Origin of the sequence: Breznakia pachnodae, assembly GCF_030814225.1 — a bacterium.
GTDB lineage: Bacteria > Bacillota_I > Bacilli_A > Erysipelotrichales > Erysipelotrichaceae > Breznakia > Breznakia pachnodae.
In genome coordinates this window covers 390,437-411,975 of record NZ_JAUSUR010000001.1, presented here as the reverse complement: position 1 = coordinate 411,975, position 21,539 = coordinate 390,437, and the positions used below count along the sequence as shown (strand labels likewise).

At 33.6% G+C, this 21,539-nt stretch carries 14 protein-coding genes; 12 read left to right on the top strand and 2 right to left on the bottom strand.

The features are described from left to right. Window positions 1-33: 33 nt before the first annotated feature. Entirely contained in the window at window positions 34-2,025 is a 1,992-nt protein-coding gene (gene tkt, locus J2S15_RS02055; RefSeq protein WP_307404994.1) for a transketolase, read from the top strand. 13 nt (window positions 2,026-2,038) lie between these two features. Here tkt and J2S15_RS02050 read toward each other — a convergent pair whose 3' ends face one another. Beyond that, complete coding sequence (locus J2S15_RS02050) at window positions 2,039-2,683, bottom strand: YczE/YyaS/YitT family protein (protein ID WP_307404992.1); 645 nt, start codon at window positions 2,681-2,683, stop codon at window positions 2,039-2,041. Between the two features lie 166 nt (window positions 2,684-2,849). Here J2S15_RS02050 and J2S15_RS02045 point away from each other — a divergent pair, with 166 nt between their 5' ends. From J2S15_RS02045 to J2S15_RS02030, 4 genes are all read left to right on the top strand, one after another. Then, window positions 2,850-3,131, top strand: a complete 282-nt coding sequence (locus J2S15_RS02045; RefSeq protein ID WP_307404990.1) for a co-chaperone GroES — start codon at window positions 2,850-2,852, stop codon at window positions 3,129-3,131. An 18-nt stretch (window positions 3,132-3,149) separates the two neighbouring features. Next, window positions 3,150-4,766 carry a chaperonin GroEL gene (gene groL / locus J2S15_RS02040; protein ID WP_307404988.1) on the top strand — a complete coding sequence of 539 codons (1,617 nt, stop codon included), beginning with the start codon at window positions 3,150-3,152 and terminating at the stop codon, window positions 4,764-4,766. A gap of 101 nt (window positions 4,767-4,867) precedes the next feature. After that, window positions 4,868-5,488 carry a pentapeptide repeat-containing protein gene (locus tag J2S15_RS02035; protein WP_307404986.1) on the top strand — a complete coding sequence of 207 codons (621 nt, stop codon included), beginning with the start codon at window positions 4,868-4,870 and terminating at the stop codon, window positions 5,486-5,488. Further along, window positions 5,485-6,306, top strand: coding sequence for an SIR2 family protein (locus J2S15_RS02030; protein WP_307404984.1), 822 nt, complete (start codon window positions 5,485-5,487; stop codon window positions 6,304-6,306). Before J2S15_RS02035 ends, J2S15_RS02030 begins: the two co-directional genes overlap by 4 nt. Window positions 6,307-6,630: 324 nt before the next feature. On the opposite strand, the gene J2S15_RS02025 is transcribed toward J2S15_RS02030, so the two are convergent. Then, window positions 6,631-7,503, bottom strand: coding sequence for an AraC family transcriptional regulator (locus J2S15_RS02025; RefSeq protein WP_307404982.1), 873 nt, complete (start codon window positions 7,501-7,503; stop codon window positions 6,631-6,633). Window positions 7,504-8,034: 531 nt separating this feature from the next. Between J2S15_RS02025 and J2S15_RS02020 the strand changes: the two genes are divergently transcribed. From J2S15_RS02020 to J2S15_RS01990, 7 genes are all read left to right on the top strand, one after another. Then, window positions 8,035-9,786, top strand: coding sequence for an FtsW/RodA/SpoVE family cell cycle protein (locus tag J2S15_RS02020; RefSeq protein ID WP_307404980.1), 1,752 nt, complete (start codon window positions 8,035-8,037; stop codon window positions 9,784-9,786). Window positions 9,787-9,789: 3 nt separating this feature from the next. Further along, window positions 9,790-11,142, top strand: coding sequence for a penicillin-binding transpeptidase domain-containing protein (locus tag J2S15_RS02015; RefSeq protein ID WP_307404978.1), 1,353 nt, complete (start codon window positions 9,790-9,792; stop codon window positions 11,140-11,142). 94 nt (window positions 11,143-11,236) lie between these two features. Further along, complete coding sequence (locus tag J2S15_RS02010) at window positions 11,237-11,686, top strand: hypothetical protein (RefSeq protein ID WP_307404976.1); 450 nt, start codon at window positions 11,237-11,239, stop codon at window positions 11,684-11,686. Between the two features lie 141 nt (window positions 11,687-11,827). Next, the gene (locus J2S15_RS02005) at window positions 11,828-13,522 is read left to right on the top strand and encodes a Na/Pi cotransporter family protein (RefSeq protein ID WP_307404974.1); all 1,695 of its coding nucleotides are present in this window, start codon (window positions 11,828-11,830) and stop codon (window positions 13,520-13,522) included. Window positions 13,523-13,912: 390 nt separating this feature from the next. Continuing rightward, window positions 13,913-15,274 (top strand): NCS2 family permease, encoded by a 1,362-nt coding sequence (locus J2S15_RS02000; protein ID WP_307404973.1) that lies wholly within the window; start codon window positions 13,913-13,915, stop codon window positions 15,272-15,274. A gap of 389 nt (window positions 15,275-15,663) precedes the next feature. After that, entirely contained in the window at window positions 15,664-18,522 is a 2,859-nt protein-coding gene (locus J2S15_RS01995; RefSeq protein ID WP_307404971.1) for an InlB B-repeat-containing protein, read from the top strand. A 344-nt stretch (window positions 18,523-18,866) separates the two neighbouring features. After that, window positions 18,867-21,539: an ATP-binding protein gene (locus J2S15_RS01990; protein ID WP_307404969.1), complete on the top strand. Its 2,673-nt coding sequence runs from the start codon at window positions 18,867-18,869 to the stop codon at window positions 21,537-21,539.

Below are 21,539 nucleotides of genomic sequence, written 5' to 3'. Positions count from 1 at the left end.
AGTTATGCTAGTAATAGCAGAAGGAGAGTTTTAATGAGAGACATAGAACAAAAAGTAGTTGATACGATTCGTATGTTATCGATTGACATGGTAGAAAAAGCAAATTCTGGACATCCAGGAATGCCGATGGGTTCTGCGCCAATGGCATATACTTTATTTTCTAAAGTGATGAATGTGAATCCTAAAAATCCTAACTGGTTCAATCGTGATCGTTTTGTATTGTCAGCTGGGCATGGTTCTGCCTTGCTGTACAGTATGTTACATTTGTATGGATACGATGTATCAATGGATGACTTAAAGGCATTTCGTCAGTTAGACAGTAAAACCCCAGGACATCCAGAACATGGACATACGCCTGGAGTAGATGCAACATCTGGACCACTAGGTCAGGGAATTGCAATGGCTGTGGGAATGGCGTTGGCTGAAAATCATTTATCTGCGAAATACAACAAACCTGAGTATGATGTAGTGAGTCATTATACATATGCGATTTGTGGTGATGGTGACCTGATGGAGGGAGTTGCAAGTGAGGCAGCTTCATTGGCAGGACATCTGGCTTTAGGTAAACTGATTATTCTTTATGATTCAAATGATATTTCACTTGATGGAGAATTGAATCAATCATTCTCTGAAAGTGTGGCAAAACGCTTTGATGCGTATAAATGGCAAGTGTTAAGAGTAGAGGATGGAAATGATGCAGATGAAATTCTTGCAGCTGTAGAAACAGCGAAAAAGGATAATCGTCCTACACTAATAGAAGTAAAAACAGTAATCGGTTATGGTTCTCCCAACAAAGGTGGAACTTCAGCATCTCATGGTGCTCCATTAGGAAAAGATGAAGTTGCTTTGGTTAGAGAAAACTATGGATGGAATTATGATCCATTTACGGTTCCTGAAGATGTAAAACAAGAATTAGGAAGTTATGTAGATGATTCAACTAAAAAAGAAGAAACATGGAATACAATGATGGAAGCATATGGAAGAGTTTATCCAGAATTAAAGGAAGAGTTGGAGCGTACATTACGTAATGAACTTCCAGAAGACTATGATAAAGACTTCCCAGTGTATGCACCAGACCAAGGGTTATTGGCAACCCGCTCTGCATCTGGACAATTGATCAATGCTTTAGCAGCAAGAGTACCAGAACTGTTTGGAGGTTCTGCTGACTTGGGTGGTTCCAACAATACCTTTATTAAGAGCGAAGGAGCATATAGTCCTGCAACACCAGCAAACAGAAATATCTGGTATGGAGTTCGCGAGTTTGCTGAAGGTGCGATTATGAATGGTTTAATGCTTCATGGTGGAGTGAAAACATTTGGATCAACATTCTTTGTGTTCTCAGATTACATGCGTCCAGCAATTCGTATGGCATCGCTGATGAAGTTACCAGTTACTTATGTATTTACGCATGACAGTATCGCAGTAGGAGAAGATGGTCCAACACATGAACCAATTGAACAATTAGCTTCATTAAGAGCAATGCCAAACTTACATGTAATTCGTCCTGCGGATGCAAAAGAAACGCTAGCAGCATGGAAAGAAGCAATTGCATCAACAGATCGACCAACTGCTTTGATTCTATCTAGACAGGTATTACCAATTTTAGAAAATGACCAAAAGGATGTAACATCAGGAGTAGCGAAAGGTGCTTATGTGGTAAGTCCTGCTGCGAAAGCAGCTAAGGTGATTCTGGTTGCAACAGGTTCAGAAGTATCATTAGCACTAGAAACACAGAAGTTGCTACATGAAAATAATGTAGACAGCAGTGTTGTAAGTATGCCAAGTTGGCATAACTTTAAAGCATTGTCATGCGAAGAAAGAACTGCAATCTTACCAAAAGATGTAGTGAAAGTTTCAATTGAAGCAGGAACTACTTTTGGGTGGGGAGATATTGTAGGAGATAATGGATTGAGTATTGGAATTGATCACTTTGGTGCTTCAGCACCAGCAAGCGATATCTTTGCATCATTTGGTTTAACAGCTAAAGATGTATGTGCAAAAGTATTGAAACATCTAAATAAATAGCAAAGAAAAAAGTCTACATTGTAGACTTTTTTGTACCTTGCTTATCAAAATATGCAAGTAATGGATTAGATACATGAGTATCGTAGAAACGAATAAAGGGTCCGGTAAAGAATGCAAATACAATCGTTCCTGCACCAACAGGTCCACTTAAGAAGAATCCAACACCAGCACAGAACATATCACAGATTATCCGAGATACTGCAAAATTTTTGTGGTATTTTTCATTTGCGATTAACGCAATTGCATCATAAGGTGCTACTCCTAAATCAGCACGCATATACAAAGATGCTCCTAATGTCATAATTAATACCCCTACAATTAACATTACTACTTGTAATGGAAGTGTAATTGCAATTGGGAAAAGAGAACTCCAAAGAGAAGTAAATAACTCTATAAGGAATCCAACTGCAATCATATTCAATATAGTTCCAAAACCAATATAATGTTTACTTATTTTTAATACTCCTAAAAATAATACTAGATTTATTAACATCTGATAAAACCCAAAACTAATTCCTAATTTGCTGCTGACAGCTATATTCATCGCTGTAAAAGGGTCTACACCAACTTGGCCATAATTACAGATGGAAGAGCCTATAGCAATTAAAACAATACCAAAAATAGTCATCATTACATGTACTTTATTTATCTTTTTCATATATCCCTACCTTTTCTCTAGTATAGCATTAACCTTAAAAAAAACTTACTCATATGAACTTTGAAAAAACTAAATATTTTCTGTCACTCGTATTGACAGAGTGCTAATTTTGAGTATAATATTTATTATCACTCAAGTAGTCAGAGTGCTAAAAGGAGGTAAATATATGTTTGAACCGTTACATGACAATGTAGTTTTACAGAAAGAAGAAGTGGAAAATAAGACTTCCAGTGGAATTATCTTAAGTCCCCAAAACAAAGAAACACCAGGAATTGCTAAGGTAGTTGCCTGTGGGAAAGGGAAGTATGTAGATGGAAATCTAGTACCATTACAGGTAAAGATTGGTGATCGTGTTGTCTATAAAGAATATGCAACAACATCAATTACATACGAAGACACAGATTACATGATTGTATCAGAAGAAAGTATTTTAGCGATTTTGAAATAAAAATGGAGGTTTGTAAAAATGAGTAAGGAATTAAAATTTGGATTAGATGCACGTGAAAAAATGATGAATGGTGTAGATACCCTTGCTGATGCAGTGAAGGTAACACTAGGACCAAAGGGTAGAAATGTGGTATTGGAGAAAAGTTATGGTTCCCCATTAATTACAAATGATGGAGTGTCAATTGCGAAAGAAATCGAATTAAGTGATCCATATGAAAATATGGGTGCAAAACTTGTATATGAAGTAGCAAATAAAACCAATGATGTTGCTGGGGATGGAACAACAACCGCAACGCTATTGGCACAAGCAATGATTAAGAAAGGAATCAAAGCAATCAATAAAGGAAGTAATCCAGTATTGATGAGAGAAGGTATCGAAGCAGCCAGTAAGAAAGTAGCTGAAAAAATACTAGAAAAATCTAAGGAAGTTAAAACAAATAGTGAAATTGAAAATGTTGCAGCTATCTCAGCTCAGGATACTTCAATTGGAAAAATTATTGCAGAAGCTATGGAAAGAGTAGGAAACGAAGGAGTTATCAATGTCGATGAATCCAAAGGTTTTGATACAAGTTTAGATGTAGTGGAAGGACTACAATATGATAAAGGATATATTTCACCTTATATGGTGAGTGACAGAGATAAAATGGAAGTATCACTAGATGATCCATATATCTTAGTTACAGATCACAAGATAAATACAATTCAAGATATATTACCAATTTTAGAAAAGATAGTGGAACAACATAAATCATTATTAATTATCGCTGATGATATTGATAACGATGTTGTTAGTACACTGGTAGTAAACAAATTAAGAGGAACATTTAATGTTGTTGCTACAAAAGCACCAGGATTTGGTGATAACCAAAAAGCAATGTTAGAAGATATTGCAACAATTACAAGTGCTAACTTTATATCAAAAGATTTACAGATGGAATTAAAAGATATGGAAGTTATTGATTTAGGAACAGCGAAGAAAGTAGTTGTTGCTAAAGACACTACTACGATTATTGATGGGATTGCAGATAAAGAAGTAATCGAAAAGAGAAAAGATGAAATTCATGCACAAATTAATAACTCAAGTAGTGATTATGATAAGAAAAACTTACAGGAACGTTTAGCCAAATTATCAAATGGAATTGCTGTTGTGAAAGTAGGAGCAGCAACTGAAAGTGAATTGCAAGAAAAGAAATTACGAATTGAAGATGCACTGAATGCAACTAAAGCAGCAGTAGCTGAAGGTATTGTTAATGGTGGAGGTTCTATTCTTGTCGATGTATATAATGAACTAAGAGATGATTTAAAGAGCGATATTGTAGATGTTCAAAAAGGATACAATATCGTGCTAGATTCATTATTAATGCCAACATGGCAAATTGCTGAAAATGCTGGATATGATGGAGATGAAATCGTTGAAAAGCAAAAAGCATCAAACGATAATATTGGATTTGATGCAAAGCGTGGGGAATGGGTAGACATGTATAAAGAAGGTATTGTCGATCCAACCAAAGTTACACGTAGTGCAGTATTGAATGCTGCAAGTATCTCAGCGCTCTTCTTAACTACAGAAGTTGCTGTTGCCAACAAAGTTGAAGCAAAAGCAGAAACACCAGCTGCAATGCCATCAATGTATTAACATAAACTACCAGAGTCACATAGTTGATTCTGGTTTTTTAATGCAGTTATTGTTGAGTTGTCTGCTTACTTTGTATTATGATAGATGCATGAGGTGCTTTTATGAAACGAACAAAACCAATTGAACAATACGATCAAGTGATTGAAAATCAAGAACTGAGATTTGATCAGATAGAACTAAAAACACATTATAAGAACTGTACATTTTATGATGAAGAAGAAATGATGAAATTTGATGAAGTAAAATTTGAACGTTGTATTTTTGAATGTTGCAAGTTAGCAAAGATGGAGTTTTTAGATGTTGTTTTTCAAAATATGGATGTATCTAATTTAGAATTTGATGAATCGTTGTTTCAACGAGTTGATTTTCGAAACTGTAAATTAATTGGTTCAAGTTTTTATAAATCAAAATTGAAATATGTTATCTTTCAGGAATCAATTTTGAGATATGCCAATTTCTCTAATACAAATCTTGAACATGTATCTTTTAACAGTTGTGAACTTGTAGAAGCATCCCTACTTGCAAGTGAGTATAAAGAATTAACGTTTGATCATTCACAAATCACAAAACTGGATCTACGAGAAACAAAGATAAAAGGATTAGATGTATCTACTTGTGAATTTGATTCTCTGCTAGTTGATATGCGAGATCTAAATGGTTTAAAAATTCGTTTTGACCAAGCTGCGGTAATTGCAATGATGTTAGGAGTGGAAATTGTATGAATAAGGTAATATTTGTAGGAAATGGAATTAATCGTATACAATCAGATTACTCATGGTTTCAACTACTTGAAGACTTAAAAAAAGAGGCTAGGGTTGATAGAGAAGTAATCAATGGAAATAAACCATTTCCGATTCTTTATGAAGAAATATATTTTCGCTCAAAAAAGAAATATGATTTAAAAGAACAGCAATTACTTGATTTAACGGTATCAAAGATGAAGGATATGAAGGGGAATGATATTCATAGCAAGATAATGAAGTTATCTAAGGTGAATACAATCATTACTACAAACTATGACTATACATTAGAGTCTAGTGTTGCCTCAACGTTTCATACAATAAGTAAAAGTAAAGAAAAGTCAGTTGAAAAGATTTATCGTATTACAACCTGTAACGAAGTAAAAGATAAACAAGTATGGCACATCCATGGGGAACTGAATTATCCAAGAAGTATTGTACTAGGTCAGAACATGTATGCACGTATAATTGGAAGAATCCAAGACTATCTATCAGCAGAAACATTCTTGCAGACAGATGAGAGTTGGATTGATATGATGTTTAAAGATGAAATTCATATGCTTGGATTTGGACTTGATTATAGTGAAGTGGATATCTGGAGTATCTTAAATGCAAGAGTTCGCCATTTCAATAAAATGAAAGGTTCTAATACTATATATTTTTATCTATATAGTTTTACGCCAGAAGAAATAACAGACTTAGAAACAATTCTTGAAAGTTATCAGATTAAAGTAATTAAGAATAAAATAGATGAAGATCCAAAAAAATTCTATGAACGTATTTTAGAAAAATTAATATAGATTATTTTAGGAATATCATCCTAATTTCCATAGATTAAAGTGGAGGTATTCGTATGAATTACTTCTACGATTGTATCGGTGGTAGAAACTAGAGGATTAGACATGAGCGAAGTAATCGCCATGTTAGTATTAATCGTAATTATCAAGTTACTTGATCGTTACTAGAATTTAATCCGTTGCTACCGATACATAATAAAAGACACAGGTTCGCCCCTGTGTCTTTTCATTGGTTAATCCGTTAACCACCATAGTTATTATAGCATGCGTGATTTTGGTTGTGAAGTGGTTTTATGGCCAATATTTAACTAGATTGATTCTGATTCCTTATCCTTTCAACTTATTTACAGACACCCAAATTTCAGTTACGAAATCTTCATCTGTTTTGTCTTTGAATAGGTCTGGATAATACTCAATTTCAGCGATTCCACTGTGCTCATAGTTTGAGTTTGGTAACCACTCTTTGAATAAGTTTCCATATGCTTTTTTTAACTTGACAGGTTCTGGACGCAATGGACCTTCTACATGTACTTTTAACCAAGTACTTTCTTTTATTACAAATTCATCAAGTCCATCAATTGCAGGTTCATCACTAGTGACAGCGATATAGTAATCAAATCCATTGTTATACATATCTGCATTGATACCAATAATACCATCAATTTTATGATTGCTCTTTTCCAATAAATTTTGCAGTTGTTCCTCTGATAGGGCATCCCACAGACTTGGAATAAAGTTACTTCCTGCCTGTTCCATAGAGACAAAATATTTGTAACCAATAATTCTAGTTGCAGTTCTTTCTTCTATTTTATAGTTCATTGCTTCTACACCTTTGATTGAAAATGTGAATCTGATTTTAGGGAAAAAGGTAACTGTAACATCATTTTCTTTAGCCTCACTTGGTGTAATACCATGTTGTGCTTTAAATGCTCTAGTAAATGCATCGGATGAATTGTATTGATAGTTCATTGAAACATCAATAATCTTTTCACCATCACGTATATCATGGATTGCTTCACTTAAGCGTCTTCGACGAATATAATCACTTAGTGAAAGATCGCAGATGTTAAGAAATGTTTTTTGTAATACACTTTTAGAATTTCCATAAATATCTGCAAGCTTATCAAAGGACAGTTCCTCTTTTAGGTTTTGTTCAATGTATTCAATTACATTGTTTAATCGATCAATAGTGGTATTCACATTTATCTCCTTTCCTTCACATTTTATCAGTAATAAAATAGAGGTACCCGACTTTTTGTGTTTATTGATGTAGGGTATTTGTAGTTGTTATTGTAACTTATAATCATTAGAATAGAAAGAGCAGACAAAACAAAAGGTCAAATTATCATTATCTTAATTTGACCTTTTGTTTGATTGATAGCATCTTTCTTTATTTTTGATTTTCAATGTGTTTTATCAGATTGCTATCATCTTTTCATTGTACTCTCTTCGTTTATTTAACGAAGTAACAGGAAATACGGCTTTTATCCTGCATAAGGAGTAAAGACTGATTGTATTTCACTAGTTCATTCATATTCATAAATTTCATATTTACCATCATTCAGTCCTCCTTTCTTTCTTCATATATATTATAATACAGAATCTCAAATAAGTAAATGAAAGGGCTTACAAAATTGTTGAAAATTTGTTGTAGAATAAAGTGAAATTGTAGGAGCGACTTGTAATTTTTGGTACATTTATATACAATGTTTAGAAGAGAGGGGGCATTACATGGAGTTTGTTAAAACACTTCTAAATACTTATTATTTATTGCCCGCACGTTTTATCTTTGTAATCTTAAGTTTACTTTTGTTCAGAGAAATAAAACGGTTGATGTTATATCGACAAGAAAAGAGAAACTTATTAGCAGTTTTAGATATTGGAAATGGAAGCTTTCGTATTCCAGTTACGCATTACGAGGTAACAATCGGACGTTCAGAAGCTTGTGATGTAGTAATTAATCTACCTTCTATTTCAAGACAGCATGCAGTAATGACAATGAATGACAATGGTTATTGGAAGATAACTGATACAAAATCTAAAGGTGGTATTTTGGTTAATGGGAAGCCAACCACAGATGAAACAATGATTGCGATGGGAGACACTGTCACTTTATCAGGTGTCGATGTTTTAATTATGCCTGCTACCTTTATGGATGCCAGAGATTATGAAGAAGAGTTAAAAAAGAAAGAAAAGAAATTTATAACGAAATTTAAAGATAAGATTAATTTTATTGGTAAAAAAGAAGGAAGTTACAGTACTGCAGTTGTACTATTAAATATGTTTCAGATATTAGCGTTTATTCAGTTATATCTAACAATAGATGAAGAGTATGTATCTCCTTTATTTATTACATTTGCAGTTATTTTTATCACCCCATGGATATTTAAATGGGTTGCCAAGATGTTGAAGATAAAGAATCTGGGTGCAGAGACTGCAGCATTCTTTCTAACAACTATTGGTTTTTGTGTAATTGCCAGTGCAAATCCTGGTGATTTGATAAAACAAGTAGGAGCCTTTCTTATGGGGATAGGTTTCTATTGTGTATTATGTATAGTTCTTAAGAATGTTACACAAATCATGAAATTGCGTCGTTATGCAGCAGGATTGTCAATTCTGATTCTGGTTGTAAACTTATTAATTGGTTCCAATATTAATGGGCAGACCAACTGGATTATTCTAGGACCAATTACCATTCAACCTTCAGAGTTTGTAAAGGTATTGTTTATCTTTGCCAGTAGTGCAACACTGGATTGGTTATTCTCAACGAAGAACTTAAGAAATTTAATTATCTATTCAGTTGCCTGTGTCGGATTGTTATTCCTGATGGGTGACTTTGGTACCGCACTTATTTTCTTCTTTACCTTTATTATTTTAATGTTTATGACTTCAGGAGATATAAAGGCAATTTTGATGACCTTCATTGTTGCGGCAATGGGAGGATTAATGGTACTTAGTTTCAAACCATATATTCTGCAACGTTTTGATACATGGCGTAATGTATGGTCACATGTATATGATTCAGGATCGCAACAGGCAAGAGCACTGATGGCAATTGCCAGTGGTGGTCTGTTGGGTCTAGGTGGAGGAAATGGCTTTGCCAGAACAATCTTTGCTGCTGATAGCGATATTGTAATTGCAATGGTAGCAGAAGAGTGGGGACTGATTATTGCGATTTTAGTTGCATCTATTTATGTAGTTATTATGATCAGTGCGATTCGTTCTCATAAGATTGCTCGTTCTTCGTATTATGTTATTGCTGCATGTTCAGCTGCTGGTTTATTTATTATTCAGGCATCACTGAACATCTTTGGTGCAATTGATGTACTTCCATTTACTGGAGTTACCTTACCATTTGTTAGTAATGGTGGATCAAGTATGGTTGGTAGTTGGGGACTGTTAAGTTTTATAACTGCAGCTTTGAACTTTGCATTTCCAAAGAAGAACAAAGCAGCTACACCTGTAGAATTTGAGGAGGAGTAAGATATGAATCGTGTTGGAAAAAGAGCAAAATATTTAAGTTTTCTAATTGGAGTATTCTTACTTTGTGCAGCTATTTTTATTAGTGATTATGGATCATCTGCTCAGGTATGGGTGGTTCATCCTTCCAATGGAAATATTTATAACAATGGAGAGTTAACGGTTGCTGGAAGCGTGTATTCATCTGATGGCACACAGTTACTTCGCTCCGACAGTAATGGGTTAGCTTATTCCGATGATTACTATACCCGTTTATCAACATTACATGTAATTGGAGATAAAGATGATAATATCACGACTGGTGTATTGTCATCAAAGCGTGATAAATTAATTGGTTATGGATTATTGAATGGTCTATATGGTGCTTCATCATCAGACAATACAATTAATTTAACGATTAATGCAGAGTTATCTTCTCTAGCATATCAGGCACTAGGCAATTATAACGGTGCTGTAGGGATTTATAACTATGAAACAGGTGAAATACTGGCAATGGTTTCTAAACCTTCCTATGACCCTTATAACGTTCCTGATTTGGATCATGAAGATTATGAAGGAGTTTATATCAACAGAGTGATGAATGGGTTATATGTACCTGGGTCAATCATGAAACTGGTAACAGCCTATGCAGCGATTGAAACAATCCCTGATATTTATACACAGACATTTGATTGTCATGGAGGAGTTGAAATCGCAGGAGAATGGGTAAAATGTAGTGGTTATCATGGGGTGCAAAACTTTGAACAGGCACTTGCCAATTCATGTAACTCAGCTTTTGCACAGATTGCTATACAGTTAGGAAATGATACGTTAAATGAATATGCAAAAAAAGCAGGTGTCACAAATACATATTCAATTGATGGTGTAAAGACATCAGCAGGTAGATTTGATGTTAGTGATGCTGCGCAGCTTAACTTGGCATGGGCAGGAATTGGACAATATACAACGCTTGTGAACCCAATGCAGTACATGATGTTCTGTGGTGCGATTGCCAATGGTGGAATATCGAAAACTCCACATTATATTGATGGTGACTCGTTTCTGTCATCCTTTAATTTAGATGATAGTGAAACAAGATTAATGGAAGAAGACACAGCAAATCAGTTAAGCACTTTGATGCGTAATAATACAGTAAGCACTTATGGTGATTATAATTTTCCTAATTTAGAGTTATGTGCAAAAACTGGAACTGCCGAAGTAGAAGAAGGAAATCCTCATTCTTGGTTTGTTGGTTTCTCTGATAATTCATCGACACCAATTGCGTTTGTAATTATTGTTGAAAATGGTGCAGGTTCACTAGAAGCGACTACAGTGGCATCTTCAGTTTTACCAAAAGCTGCAGAAGTTGTTAATAAATAAACATTGATAGTGAAGTATTTATAAATATGATAGAATTATAATGTAAGAAAGCCGGTGAAATACCGGTTTTCATGTGTAAAAAGGAGATGCAGTAATGATTGAGAAAAGTAAAGTATTAGCAGATGCAGTTTCAGTATTAAATAAAGATGATCAGCCTTGGGAAGTGAGTGTGGAGGGTGACTGCATTATTGGGAAATGGAAATGGATGGATGCAACGTTCTTCTCGCAAAGTAAAATCAGTAGCGAAGTAAGAGACTATACATTTACAGTTACTCTTGGTGACAATGGAAAATGGAAAGAGGTAGACAGAACGTCTAGTAAATCAGCATCCGTGTCATCAACAGGAGCAAAATTATCTGCCAGTAAATTCAAAGGTAAAACAATGCAGAAATCTTTCGAGTTTGGTGTGGGTAAAAATAAAGATACAGGTGAAACTGGTATCATTGGATTTACATTTGATACATCATTAGTAAAGAAACCGATTCGTGAATACTTAGAATCATGTGGATGGAAGAAAGCTGGTTTGTTTGGAAGTCTTCGATAGTGAATAAATAAAAGTTTTATTATGAATTGTTAACAAACGGTTAAGAGTTTGTTAAATGTTATTCATATAAAACTTTTTTTATTTTTGTTTGATAAAATACTCTTAAAGTACAAAAAAAGGAAACGTTAAGAGGAAAAAGAGATGAACATTTTTAATACGGATTTGGTTCGGCCAGTTGGGCTAGTTTTGGGAGGCTTGGCTCTTTTTATTTATGGCATCAATCAAATGAGTGATGGATTAAAGAGTATTGCAGGAAGTCGTATTCGTGAGTATATTGAAAAATATACAAGTAATTTATTTATGGCTGTTTTGGTTGGAACGATTATTACAGGAGTTCTACAATCATCTACAGCAGTTACAGTTATTTCCATTAGTTTAGTTCGAGCAGGGCTTATGCGTTTGGAACAGGCAATTGGAATAACAATTGGGGCAAATATTGGAACCTGTTTCACATCAATTATGATTGGACTAAATATTGAGCAGTTTGCTTATTATATTATATTTGCTGGTATCGTTTTAATGTTATTAGCTAAAAAGAAAAAAATTACGTATTTAGGAAGAGTATTATTAGGATTTGGATTTATCTTTGCAGGATTAGAAATCATGGGAGACCAACTGGTTCAAGTTGCTGATCAGGCATGGTTCAACGATGCTATGCAGGTATTAGGAAAGAATCCATGGCTGGCATTACTAGGTGGTACTATTGCAACAGCAGCGCTACAATCATCTACAGCAGTTATTGGAATCGTTCAAAAGTTATATACAACTGGTGCAATTGCTCCAGTAGCAGGTGTAGCTTTTATCTTTGGTTCTAATGTCGGTACAACACTTACTGCAATTATTGCAGGAGCAGGAGGCTCTGTATCATCGAAGCGAGCAGCATGGTTTCATGCGGTCTACAATATCGCTGGAGCATTACTAGGAATGTTGATTCTGACACCATTTGTATATTTTACTAATTGGGTAAATGATGCACTTAGTGGAAATGCTGAGATGTGGATTGCACAGGCTCACTTTATCTTTAATGTAGGATCAACACTTCTGATTTTCCCATTTGTAAATCAAAGTGTTAAATTATTAAAGTTGCTGATACCTGGAGATGATCGTCAGGGAGCTAAAATTGAAACAATCGATGAATTGGACTATTCTTTGATTACCACTTTTCCAGCGGCTGCATTAGAAGTCGCCAAAAAGAATACGATACGGATGGGACGTAATGTATTGGAGATTGTAAAAGTATCACGCACTTATCTAGAAACAAAAAACAGCGAAGATTATGATGAAGTACAAGAAATAGAGAGTATTGTAAACAAGTACGATACCAATTTATCAAAGTATTTATTAAAAATTGTACAGCAGCAGACACTTGCGAAAGATCAGACAACTGAATATTCTAAGAACTTTTTGATTGTAAAAAATCTTGAGCGTATGTCGGATTTATGTGTAAACTTATCTGAATTCTACAAAATGGTATACGATGAAAAAGAGTATTTTTCAACTGATGCGCTTGAAGAACTTGGGAAAATCTACGATTTAATAGAAACAATGATTCCAGAAGTTCTAGATATATATGAAAATGAAAATGCAGATACCTTATTAGCAGAAGTAAATAAAAAAGAAAAAATGATCAATGAATTAGAAGATGAGTTTAGAGAACGTCATTTTGTTCGAATGTGTAATGAAGAATGTCCAAAGCAAATTGCAGCTTCTGTATTTGTAGATATCCTATCTAACTTAGAACGCATTGGTGATCATTCATTAAATATTGCAAATAATACAGTTAATTTAAATAAGAATCACGAGGATAAGTATTTAGAGGTAGCAGCTGCTTCGTAAAGAATATTATTAATTTTGTAACAAAAAGTTAACCAATTATTTACAATGGAATATAAAAATAGGTATAAACTATAGTTGGTTATATTCCGACGAAAATATAACACATCCTTATTAAAAAAATACATTCTCGTCGTAGCCTCTAAATTATTAGAGGCTTTTCATATGATTGAACAAGGTACTTCTATAAATTAACCAAAAATTAACATTTTCGTTACCAAATTTTAAAGATTAAACGCTTATAGTTTTATAAACTAATTATATGATGCTTTCTTTTATTTAAGAATAGAATCGAACGTTTTATATTATATCTTTATAGGGAATGATACATATAAAGAAAGTCGTTCTTTTTTTATTTTATAAATTAATGCATGATAGAAAAGAGGATAGAAAATGGAAAAGTTTTTCAAACTAAAAGAGAACAATACAACAGTTAGTACAGAGGTTCTCGCAGGGGTAACAACATTTTTTACAATGGCCTATATTCTGATTGTGAACCCTCAAATCCTTGGATTGGCAGGTATGCCAACAGGAGCCGTATTTATTGCAACCATCATTGCTTCAGCAATTGGTACACTAGTAATGGGATTGTTTGCCAATGTTCCTTATGCACTAGCACCTGGAATGGGATTAAATGCATTCTTTACATTTACGGTAGTAATTGCAAATGGTTTTTCTTGGAAAGAAGCACTTGCAATGGTGTTTATTTGTGGGCTAATTAATATCTTTATTACGTTTACTAATATTCGTAAATTAATTATTAAAGCAATTCCTGAAAGTCTGCAACATGCAATTGGTGGAGGTATTGGATTATTCATTGCCTATATTGGATGTTTAAATGTAGGCCTAATTCAATTTAGTGATGGTATTCCATCACTTGCTTCATTTAATGATCCAACTCTATTATTAACTGTGTTTGGTTTAGTATTTACAATTGTTTTATTAGTTAACAATGTAAAAGGTGCAATCCTAATAGGCATATTAGTAACTACAGTAGTTGGGATTCCAGCAGGTGTAGTAGATATCTCAGCAATTTCTTTTAGTTCTTATGGAGAAATGTTTAAAGAATTTGGAAGTGTTGCTGGAACAGCTTTAAGTAGCGAAGGAATGGGAAGCTTATTTTCAAATCCTGAAAAGTTAACCTTTATTCTTATCACCATCTTTGCTTTTTCATTAACGGATACCTTTGATACAATTGGAACTTTTATAGGTACCGGACGTAAGTCAGGCATCTTTAGTGCAGAAGATGAAAAAGAGTTAGAAAACGGAAAAGGATTTTCTTCTAAAATGGATCGTGCATTATTTGCGGATAGTATTGCAACTAGTATTGGAGCTCTGTTAGGTACTAGTAACACCACTACCTATGTAGAAAGTTCTGCAGGTATTGGTGTTGGTGGTAGAACTGGATTAACATCTGTTGTCGTTGCAATCTGTTTCTTATTAAGTATTGTACTTGGACCAGTAATATCAGTTGTTCCTTCAGCTGCAACAGCACCTGCACTAATTATTGTGGGAGTAATGATGACAAGTTCTTTCGCAGATATTAAGTGGCAAAATTTAGAAGAAGCAATTCCATGTTTCTTTACTGTTATCTTTATGACATTAGCATATTCTATCTCTACTGGGATCGCAATGGGATTCATTGTATTTGTAGTAGTTAAAATTGCTAAGAAAAAAATTAATGAATTAACACCGATCTTAATAATCGCGACATTACTATTTATACTGAATTACATATTATCTGCATTATTATAAAGGAATAAAAGAACACTCATAATGATCTAGTATCTAGATTGTTATGGGTGTTTTCTTTCGTTTTGCATAACCTTAATACAATCTTAATCTGTTTATTAATTTTTTAACACCATCTTTATGCGATGTTATATATAATGGCTATGTTAAAAGAAAATGTGGAAAGTGATGGATATCATGATTATCCATTTTTTCGTTTCTATTTAACAATACACAAAGTAGTTAAAAATTAAATTATATAAATTTAGACGCTGTTATTTCGCTGATGATTTGGAGGGATGATGCTTATGTAATGGTTTTTTAGTGCGAAAATAATAAAGATAAATATACGGATTTTACTGTAATGAAGGGCAAATTATTCCAGTAAAGAAAGAGTAATTAAGGAGCATAAAATGGGCGATATTAGAAAGATTTTAAAAGGTTTTTTGATTGCAATGATTGTTGTTGCAGGAGCAGTTCCTGCAGTTAAATCAATTGTTGCAGAAGAAACAACAGAAGAAATAAAAGAAGAAGCAGTTGCTTCTACAATAACAATTAAAACAGAAGATCAAAAAGTAGAGAAAGATGACAAAACATTTGATTTATTAAATGATGTAACTGCCAGTGATGAGCAGGGAAATGAATATGAAGTATCCATATTGGATGATAGTGGTTTTGATATTAGTGTTGTTGGCGAATACACTGTAGTTTATGGTGTTAGTGATCCAGCTACAACAGAAGTGATTAAGCAAGAAAGAATCATAACTGTAGAAGAAGTGGAGCAAAAAGAGAATGTTGTGAAGAAAACAACACCAACTGTATTGGCTTCTTCAACTGTAAGCAATGTTGCAGATTTGTACACTGCACTTGCATCACCACAAGAAGGAGATGTAATTACATTAGCCGATGGTTTTACATCAGGTAATTTTTTGGTACCTGTTCCTAATGTAAATATTACAATTGATGGAAATGGAAATACCTGGACAACTGGTACATTTACCATCAATGGTAGTGGCAGTGGTTCTATTACCTTGAAAAATTTGAAGATGGATGGATCTAATGGAGTTCGACCACTACAATTAGGACACACGAATGGACAGGTAATTTTGGACAACTTGGAGATACGTAACGCAAAAGCAAGAGCACTTTATATATCTTCAGGTAGCACAGCAAAGACAACAATTAATAATAGTGTATTTGCAGATAACACAATTAGTTCAGCACTTTATCTTGAATCAACAGCAAATGTAGATATAAACTATTGTACATTTGAAAACAATAGTGGAAATGCAGGTGGCTATGAGTCTGGTGCAATATCTTCTAAAAACTATATTGGTACTTTGAATATTAATAATACAGTATTTAAAAACAATAAAAATATGAGTGCAAATACTGGTGTATATGGAGGTGGTGGAGGTGCCATCGAAATTCATTATTTTGCAGCACCTGGACAAATCAATATTAATGATTCATATTTCTATGGAAATGAAACTGCAGGTTCTGATACTGCTGCAGCAAATACATACGATGGTGGGGCTATTTATGTATTTGATGGGAAAAATGGAGCGGTCTTTAATATTAATAATACAACATTTGACAGCAACATCGCACATGATGATGGTGGAGCTATCATGTTTCAATCAGCGGGGAACTTTACAACTTCAATTACCAATAGCACTTTCTACAATAATGTAGCACAAGGATTAGATGGTGATGGAGTAAGTGGTGGAGCCATTCAGTACTTCTACAATAATGCAGGAATGACAAATTCAATTAACAGCTCAACATTTGTAAATAATACAGCTGGTAATACCAATACAACCAAAGAACAAAAAGGTGGGGCAGTATCTTATAGTGGAGGTGGCTTTGCTGGTGGACTGGCTGCTGCTTTAGAAGTTGGTAGTACTTATAACAATTCATTATTTGTTGGTAACCAAGTATATACAGTTGGTGGAGTATTGAATGATACTAGTATAAATAAAGATCTTTCAAGCTTAACGCCTAAACCAGGAACAAACTTGATGAATGTAACACCAAATAATACAGTCGCTGATGTATTGGGTGTTAATAATGCAGGATTAACTACAAACTATTCTACACTTACAGCAGGAGTTGAAAAAATGGTAGTCCCAACAATTCCAATCAAACCAGAAGGACTTGCGGAAAATACAAGTGTAAATGAAATTACTGGATATGATGGAAGAAGTGATGCACATTTCAAAGATATCGGAGCAATTGAAAGTACATGGGTAAAATACGATGCAAATGGTGGAGCCTTTGGATTAAGTCCTTTAAGCTCATACAATGGTAGTGAATACTACGAAGCAAACAATGAAAACAAGTTTACTACATATTATGATATGGGATACATTGGTAGAACTAGCAGTGTAAAAAGTGAAAGTGAAGTAGCGATTTCAAAACAAGGTTATGTTTTCCTTGGATGGTCAACTGATCCAGCTGCAACAGCTGCAGATTCAACTTATACACAAGGAGCAGCACTCACACATGTGAAAGAAAATCTGACTCTATACGCAGTGTGGGAGTTAGAAGAATACGATGTAACATATGATGGCAATGGTCATACTTCTGGTATAGAACCAGAAGATATAATGAATTCCTACCAAGGTAACGAATTGGTTACGGTAATGGATGAGGGAACGTTAGAAAAAGAGAACTGGTCATTTATTGCTTGGAATACCAAAGCAGATGGAAGTGGGATATCTTATAACGCAAATGATACATTTGCGATTACTGAAGACACTATACTCTATGCGCAATGGGATGAAAATGATAAATTTACTGTCCTATATGATGGAAATGGAAATAGTGAAGGAACAGCGCCAATAGATGCTGGAAGTCCTTACTATGTAAATAGTAATATTGTTGTAATGGATAAGGCGACACTAGTTCGTGATGGTTACAGTTTCGCCTATTGGAACACGAAAGCGGATGGAAGTGGAATTGCTTACAAGCCAGGTGACACAATCTCAGTAGAATCAAATATTGTGTTCTATGCACAATGGAAAAAGATTCCTGTCGTTATACCAGTAACACCAATCGATCCAGATCCAATAGATCCAACTGATCCAGTAAAACCAGATACACCGAAAACACCTTCAATATCTGGAAATGATACATCACCTGAAAAAGTGGTAGATGTAGAAACGGGTGACCTAACAAATATGCAAAATCTACTATTCTTGGTAGTTATCAGTATTGGATTGTTAGGTGGAGTTATAGCAGTTCAAAGAAAAAGAAAATTAAATAAATAAGGGTTTGTGCATAAAGCTCATACAATACTAATAATTCCCTTCCTGATTCAGTCAATTTAATGTGAACCTCATTATAAATTTATTAGTAAAAAATTATAGTAAAACGTGCCCTGTTTTACTATAATTAACCTTCTTTATGCACATAATATCGTTGAAACTTTAATATATAATTATTTGGTTTTGATGATATCGAAAAGACAGGTAGTAACATAATAATCTACTTGTCTTTTTGTTTCTTTACAACTAATGAATGGTATTCATGGATGTTACGATAAAACAAAAAAGAGTAAACGAATAGTAAAATTTGAATTAAAGAATATAATGATAGAGGGCGATCTAATAAGATGAAGAAAGATGAAAAAAGAGTGTTAGAAACTAATAGAAATGAGTTTCATAAAGGGAAACTTAAGATATTTTTTAGTTATGCAGCAGGAGTTGGAAAAACGTATGCGATGTTGAAAGCGGCACATCTTGAAGCGAAAAAAAAGGATGTAGTAGTTGGATATATTGAACCAAAAGAAAGAACAGAGATTCTTTCTCTTTTAGCAGGTCTAGAAGTTTTATCAACAAAAAAAGTAAGTGATGGTACAACTCAATATGAAGAATTGGATTTAGATATAGCTATAAAACGTAATCCACAAATAATTCTGGTAGATGAGTTGGCACATATAAATATAGGTAACAAACGACATCGAAATCGTTATATGGATGTTGAAGAATTATTGAAAGCAGGAATTGATGTATATACAACATTGGATGTGAAGAACATTGAAAGTTTAATTGATACAGTGTTCAGGATTACTGGTTTATCTGTTAATGAAAGAATCCCAGATCGTATTTTTGATATGGCTGATTATATAAAATTTATAGATTTGGACCCAGATGAATTAATAAATAGACTACATCAGGGAAAACTCTACAATGGAGAGAAGAAGGAAAGAGCAGAAAATCATTTCTTTAAAAAAAGCGATTTGATTGCACTTCGAGAGTTGGCTCTTCGAAGATTAGCAGATAAAATAGGAAAAGAAAATGAGGCAGATAAAAGAATCAATTCTCAAGATCATAAGTATTACACACAGGAAATCATTCTAACATGTATTACTGCTTCCCAAAATAATCCAATTGTTATTCGTTCTGCAAAACGACTGGCAAGTGCATTCAAAGCTAAATTAATTGCATTGTATGTGGAAAATAATAAAAATAGATTAAGTGATACAGACAAACAAAATTTACAAAAGAACATGGAGTTAGCTGAACAATTAGATGCCAGAATAGTGACTGTTTATGGAGATGATATAGCATTACAAATTTCTGAGTATGCTAAAGTCAGTGGGGTTAGTAAAATCGTTTTTGGAAGAAGTATGAATCAGAAGATTATTCCATTCTTTGGAAAACGGAGATTAGCAGACCAGTTAATTAGTTATATACCATCAGCAGATATTTATATTATTCCTGATTTTGAAGATACAAGAGAAAAAATACGTTCATACTATCGTGTGGATTTATCTTCTCACTTTAAAGAATTTGTAAGAGCAGGACTGATCATTTTGGTGACTTCTTTATTATCGCTATGGTTATTTGATCAAGGTATCAATAAAGCAAATCTGCTTGCAGTATATTTTTTAGGTGTATTATTATCTTCTATTATTGCGAAAGGAATTATTTATAATTTTCTAATTAGTATCATAAGTGTTGTTTGTTATAATTTCTTATTTATTGAGCCAAGATGGACAATGGAGGCATATGATCCTGAATATGTATTTACAATGACGCTGATGTTTGTTTCTTCTTTTTTGATATCAATGTTATCAAACAGGATTCAATATCATACAACAGAAGCAGCAATAAAATCATATCGTACAGATATTCTTTTTGAAACAACTCAACAGTTGCAAAATGCCAAGACAATTGAAGAGGTATACAACGAGATTGCACATCAGATTATGTCATTATCAGATTATAATGTAATCATTTATCCACAGATAAATAATCAAACCCAGCCCCCCCTAACTTATGATCATGGAAATGATTTTGATTTTACAAACTATATAGATCAAGATGAAATGATTGTTGTGAATTGGGTGTTTAAGAATAATCGACCAGCAGGACTTTCAACTAACACATTTCCTAAAGCGAAATGTTTGTATATGGCGATTGGTGGACATGATCATACATTTGCCGTTATAGGAATTGTAGCCGATAAGAAATATCCAATGAATACATTTGAAAAAAACCTTCTGATTGCCATGTTGGCAGAATGTGGTATGAGTATTGAAAGGATTCAAAGTATCCAGGAGTATAATGAAATCTCACAGAAATCAGAACAAGAAAAATTACGTTATAATTTACTTCGTTCCATCTCTCATGATCTGCGCACACCGCTGACTGGTATTTCAGGTAGTGCAATGATGTTAATGGAGAATGCAGATAGTTTATCAAAGAAGAAATTAAATACAATATATGAAGATATTTATGAAGACAGTAATTGGTTGATTCAGTTAAGTGAAAATTTACTATCAATGACTCGCTTGGAAAATAAAGAAATTGAATTGGATCTTCAAAGTGATATTGTTGAAGATATTATTAATGAAGCAATTCAGATAATATCTAAAAGATATAAGGATAATAAGATTACTTATATTCCAAGTACTGAATTACTGATGGTAAAAATGGATTCAAGGTTAATTGTTCAGGTATTGTTGAATTTAATCGATAATGCAATTAAGTATTCAAAAGAATATAGTGAAGTAGTTATTAAAACAGAAAAAATAAATAATGAGATTAAAATTTCAGTAGCTGACCAAGGAAGAGGAATCAGTAAAGAAGCAAAACAACATATTTTTGATTTATTTTATACTGAACATAATACAATTGGTGATTCGCGAAGAAGTGTTGGATTGGGGTTGTATCTGTGTCAGACAATCATGGAACTGCATCATGGTAGTATTTACGTTGAAGATAATCAACCTCAAGGAAGCGTGTTTGTAATTACATTCCCAGAAAGTGAAGGTGAATAG

Coding starts and splice junctions, on each gene's coding strand:
- tkt (WP_307404994.1), top strand. CDS start 34: ATGAGAGACATAGAACAAAAAGTAGTTGATACGATTCGTATGTTATCG.
- J2S15_RS02050 (WP_307404992.1), bottom strand. CDS start 2,683: ATGAAAAAGATAAATAAAGTACATGTAATGATGACTATTTTTGGTATT.
- J2S15_RS02045 (WP_307404990.1), top strand. CDS start 2,850: ATGTTTGAACCGTTACATGACAATGTAGTTTTACAGAAAGAAGAAGTG.
- groL (WP_307404988.1), top strand. CDS start 3,150: ATGAGTAAGGAATTAAAATTTGGATTAGATGCACGTGAAAAAATGATG.
- J2S15_RS02035 (WP_307404986.1), top strand. CDS start 4,868: ATGAAACGAACAAAACCAATTGAACAATACGATCAAGTGATTGAAAAT.
- J2S15_RS02030 (WP_307404984.1), top strand. CDS start 5,485: ATGAATAAGGTAATATTTGTAGGAAATGGAATTAATCGTATACAATCA.
- J2S15_RS02020 (WP_307404980.1), top strand. CDS start 8,035: ATGGAGTTTGTTAAAACACTTCTAAATACTTATTATTTATTGCCCGCA.
- J2S15_RS02015 (WP_307404978.1), top strand. CDS start 9,790: ATGAATCGTGTTGGAAAAAGAGCAAAATATTTAAGTTTTCTAATTGGA.
- J2S15_RS02010 (WP_307404976.1), top strand. CDS start 11,237: ATGATTGAGAAAAGTAAAGTATTAGCAGATGCAGTTTCAGTATTAAAT.
- J2S15_RS02005 (WP_307404974.1), top strand. CDS start 11,828: ATGAACATTTTTAATACGGATTTGGTTCGGCCAGTTGGGCTAGTTTTG.
- J2S15_RS02000 (WP_307404973.1), top strand. CDS start 13,913: ATGGAAAAGTTTTTCAAACTAAAAGAGAACAATACAACAGTTAGTACA.
- J2S15_RS01995 (WP_307404971.1), top strand. CDS start 15,664: ATGGGCGATATTAGAAAGATTTTAAAAGGTTTTTTGATTGCAATGATT.
- J2S15_RS01990 (WP_307404969.1), top strand. CDS start 18,867: ATGAAGAAAGATGAAAAAAGAGTGTTAGAAACTAATAGAAATGAGTTT.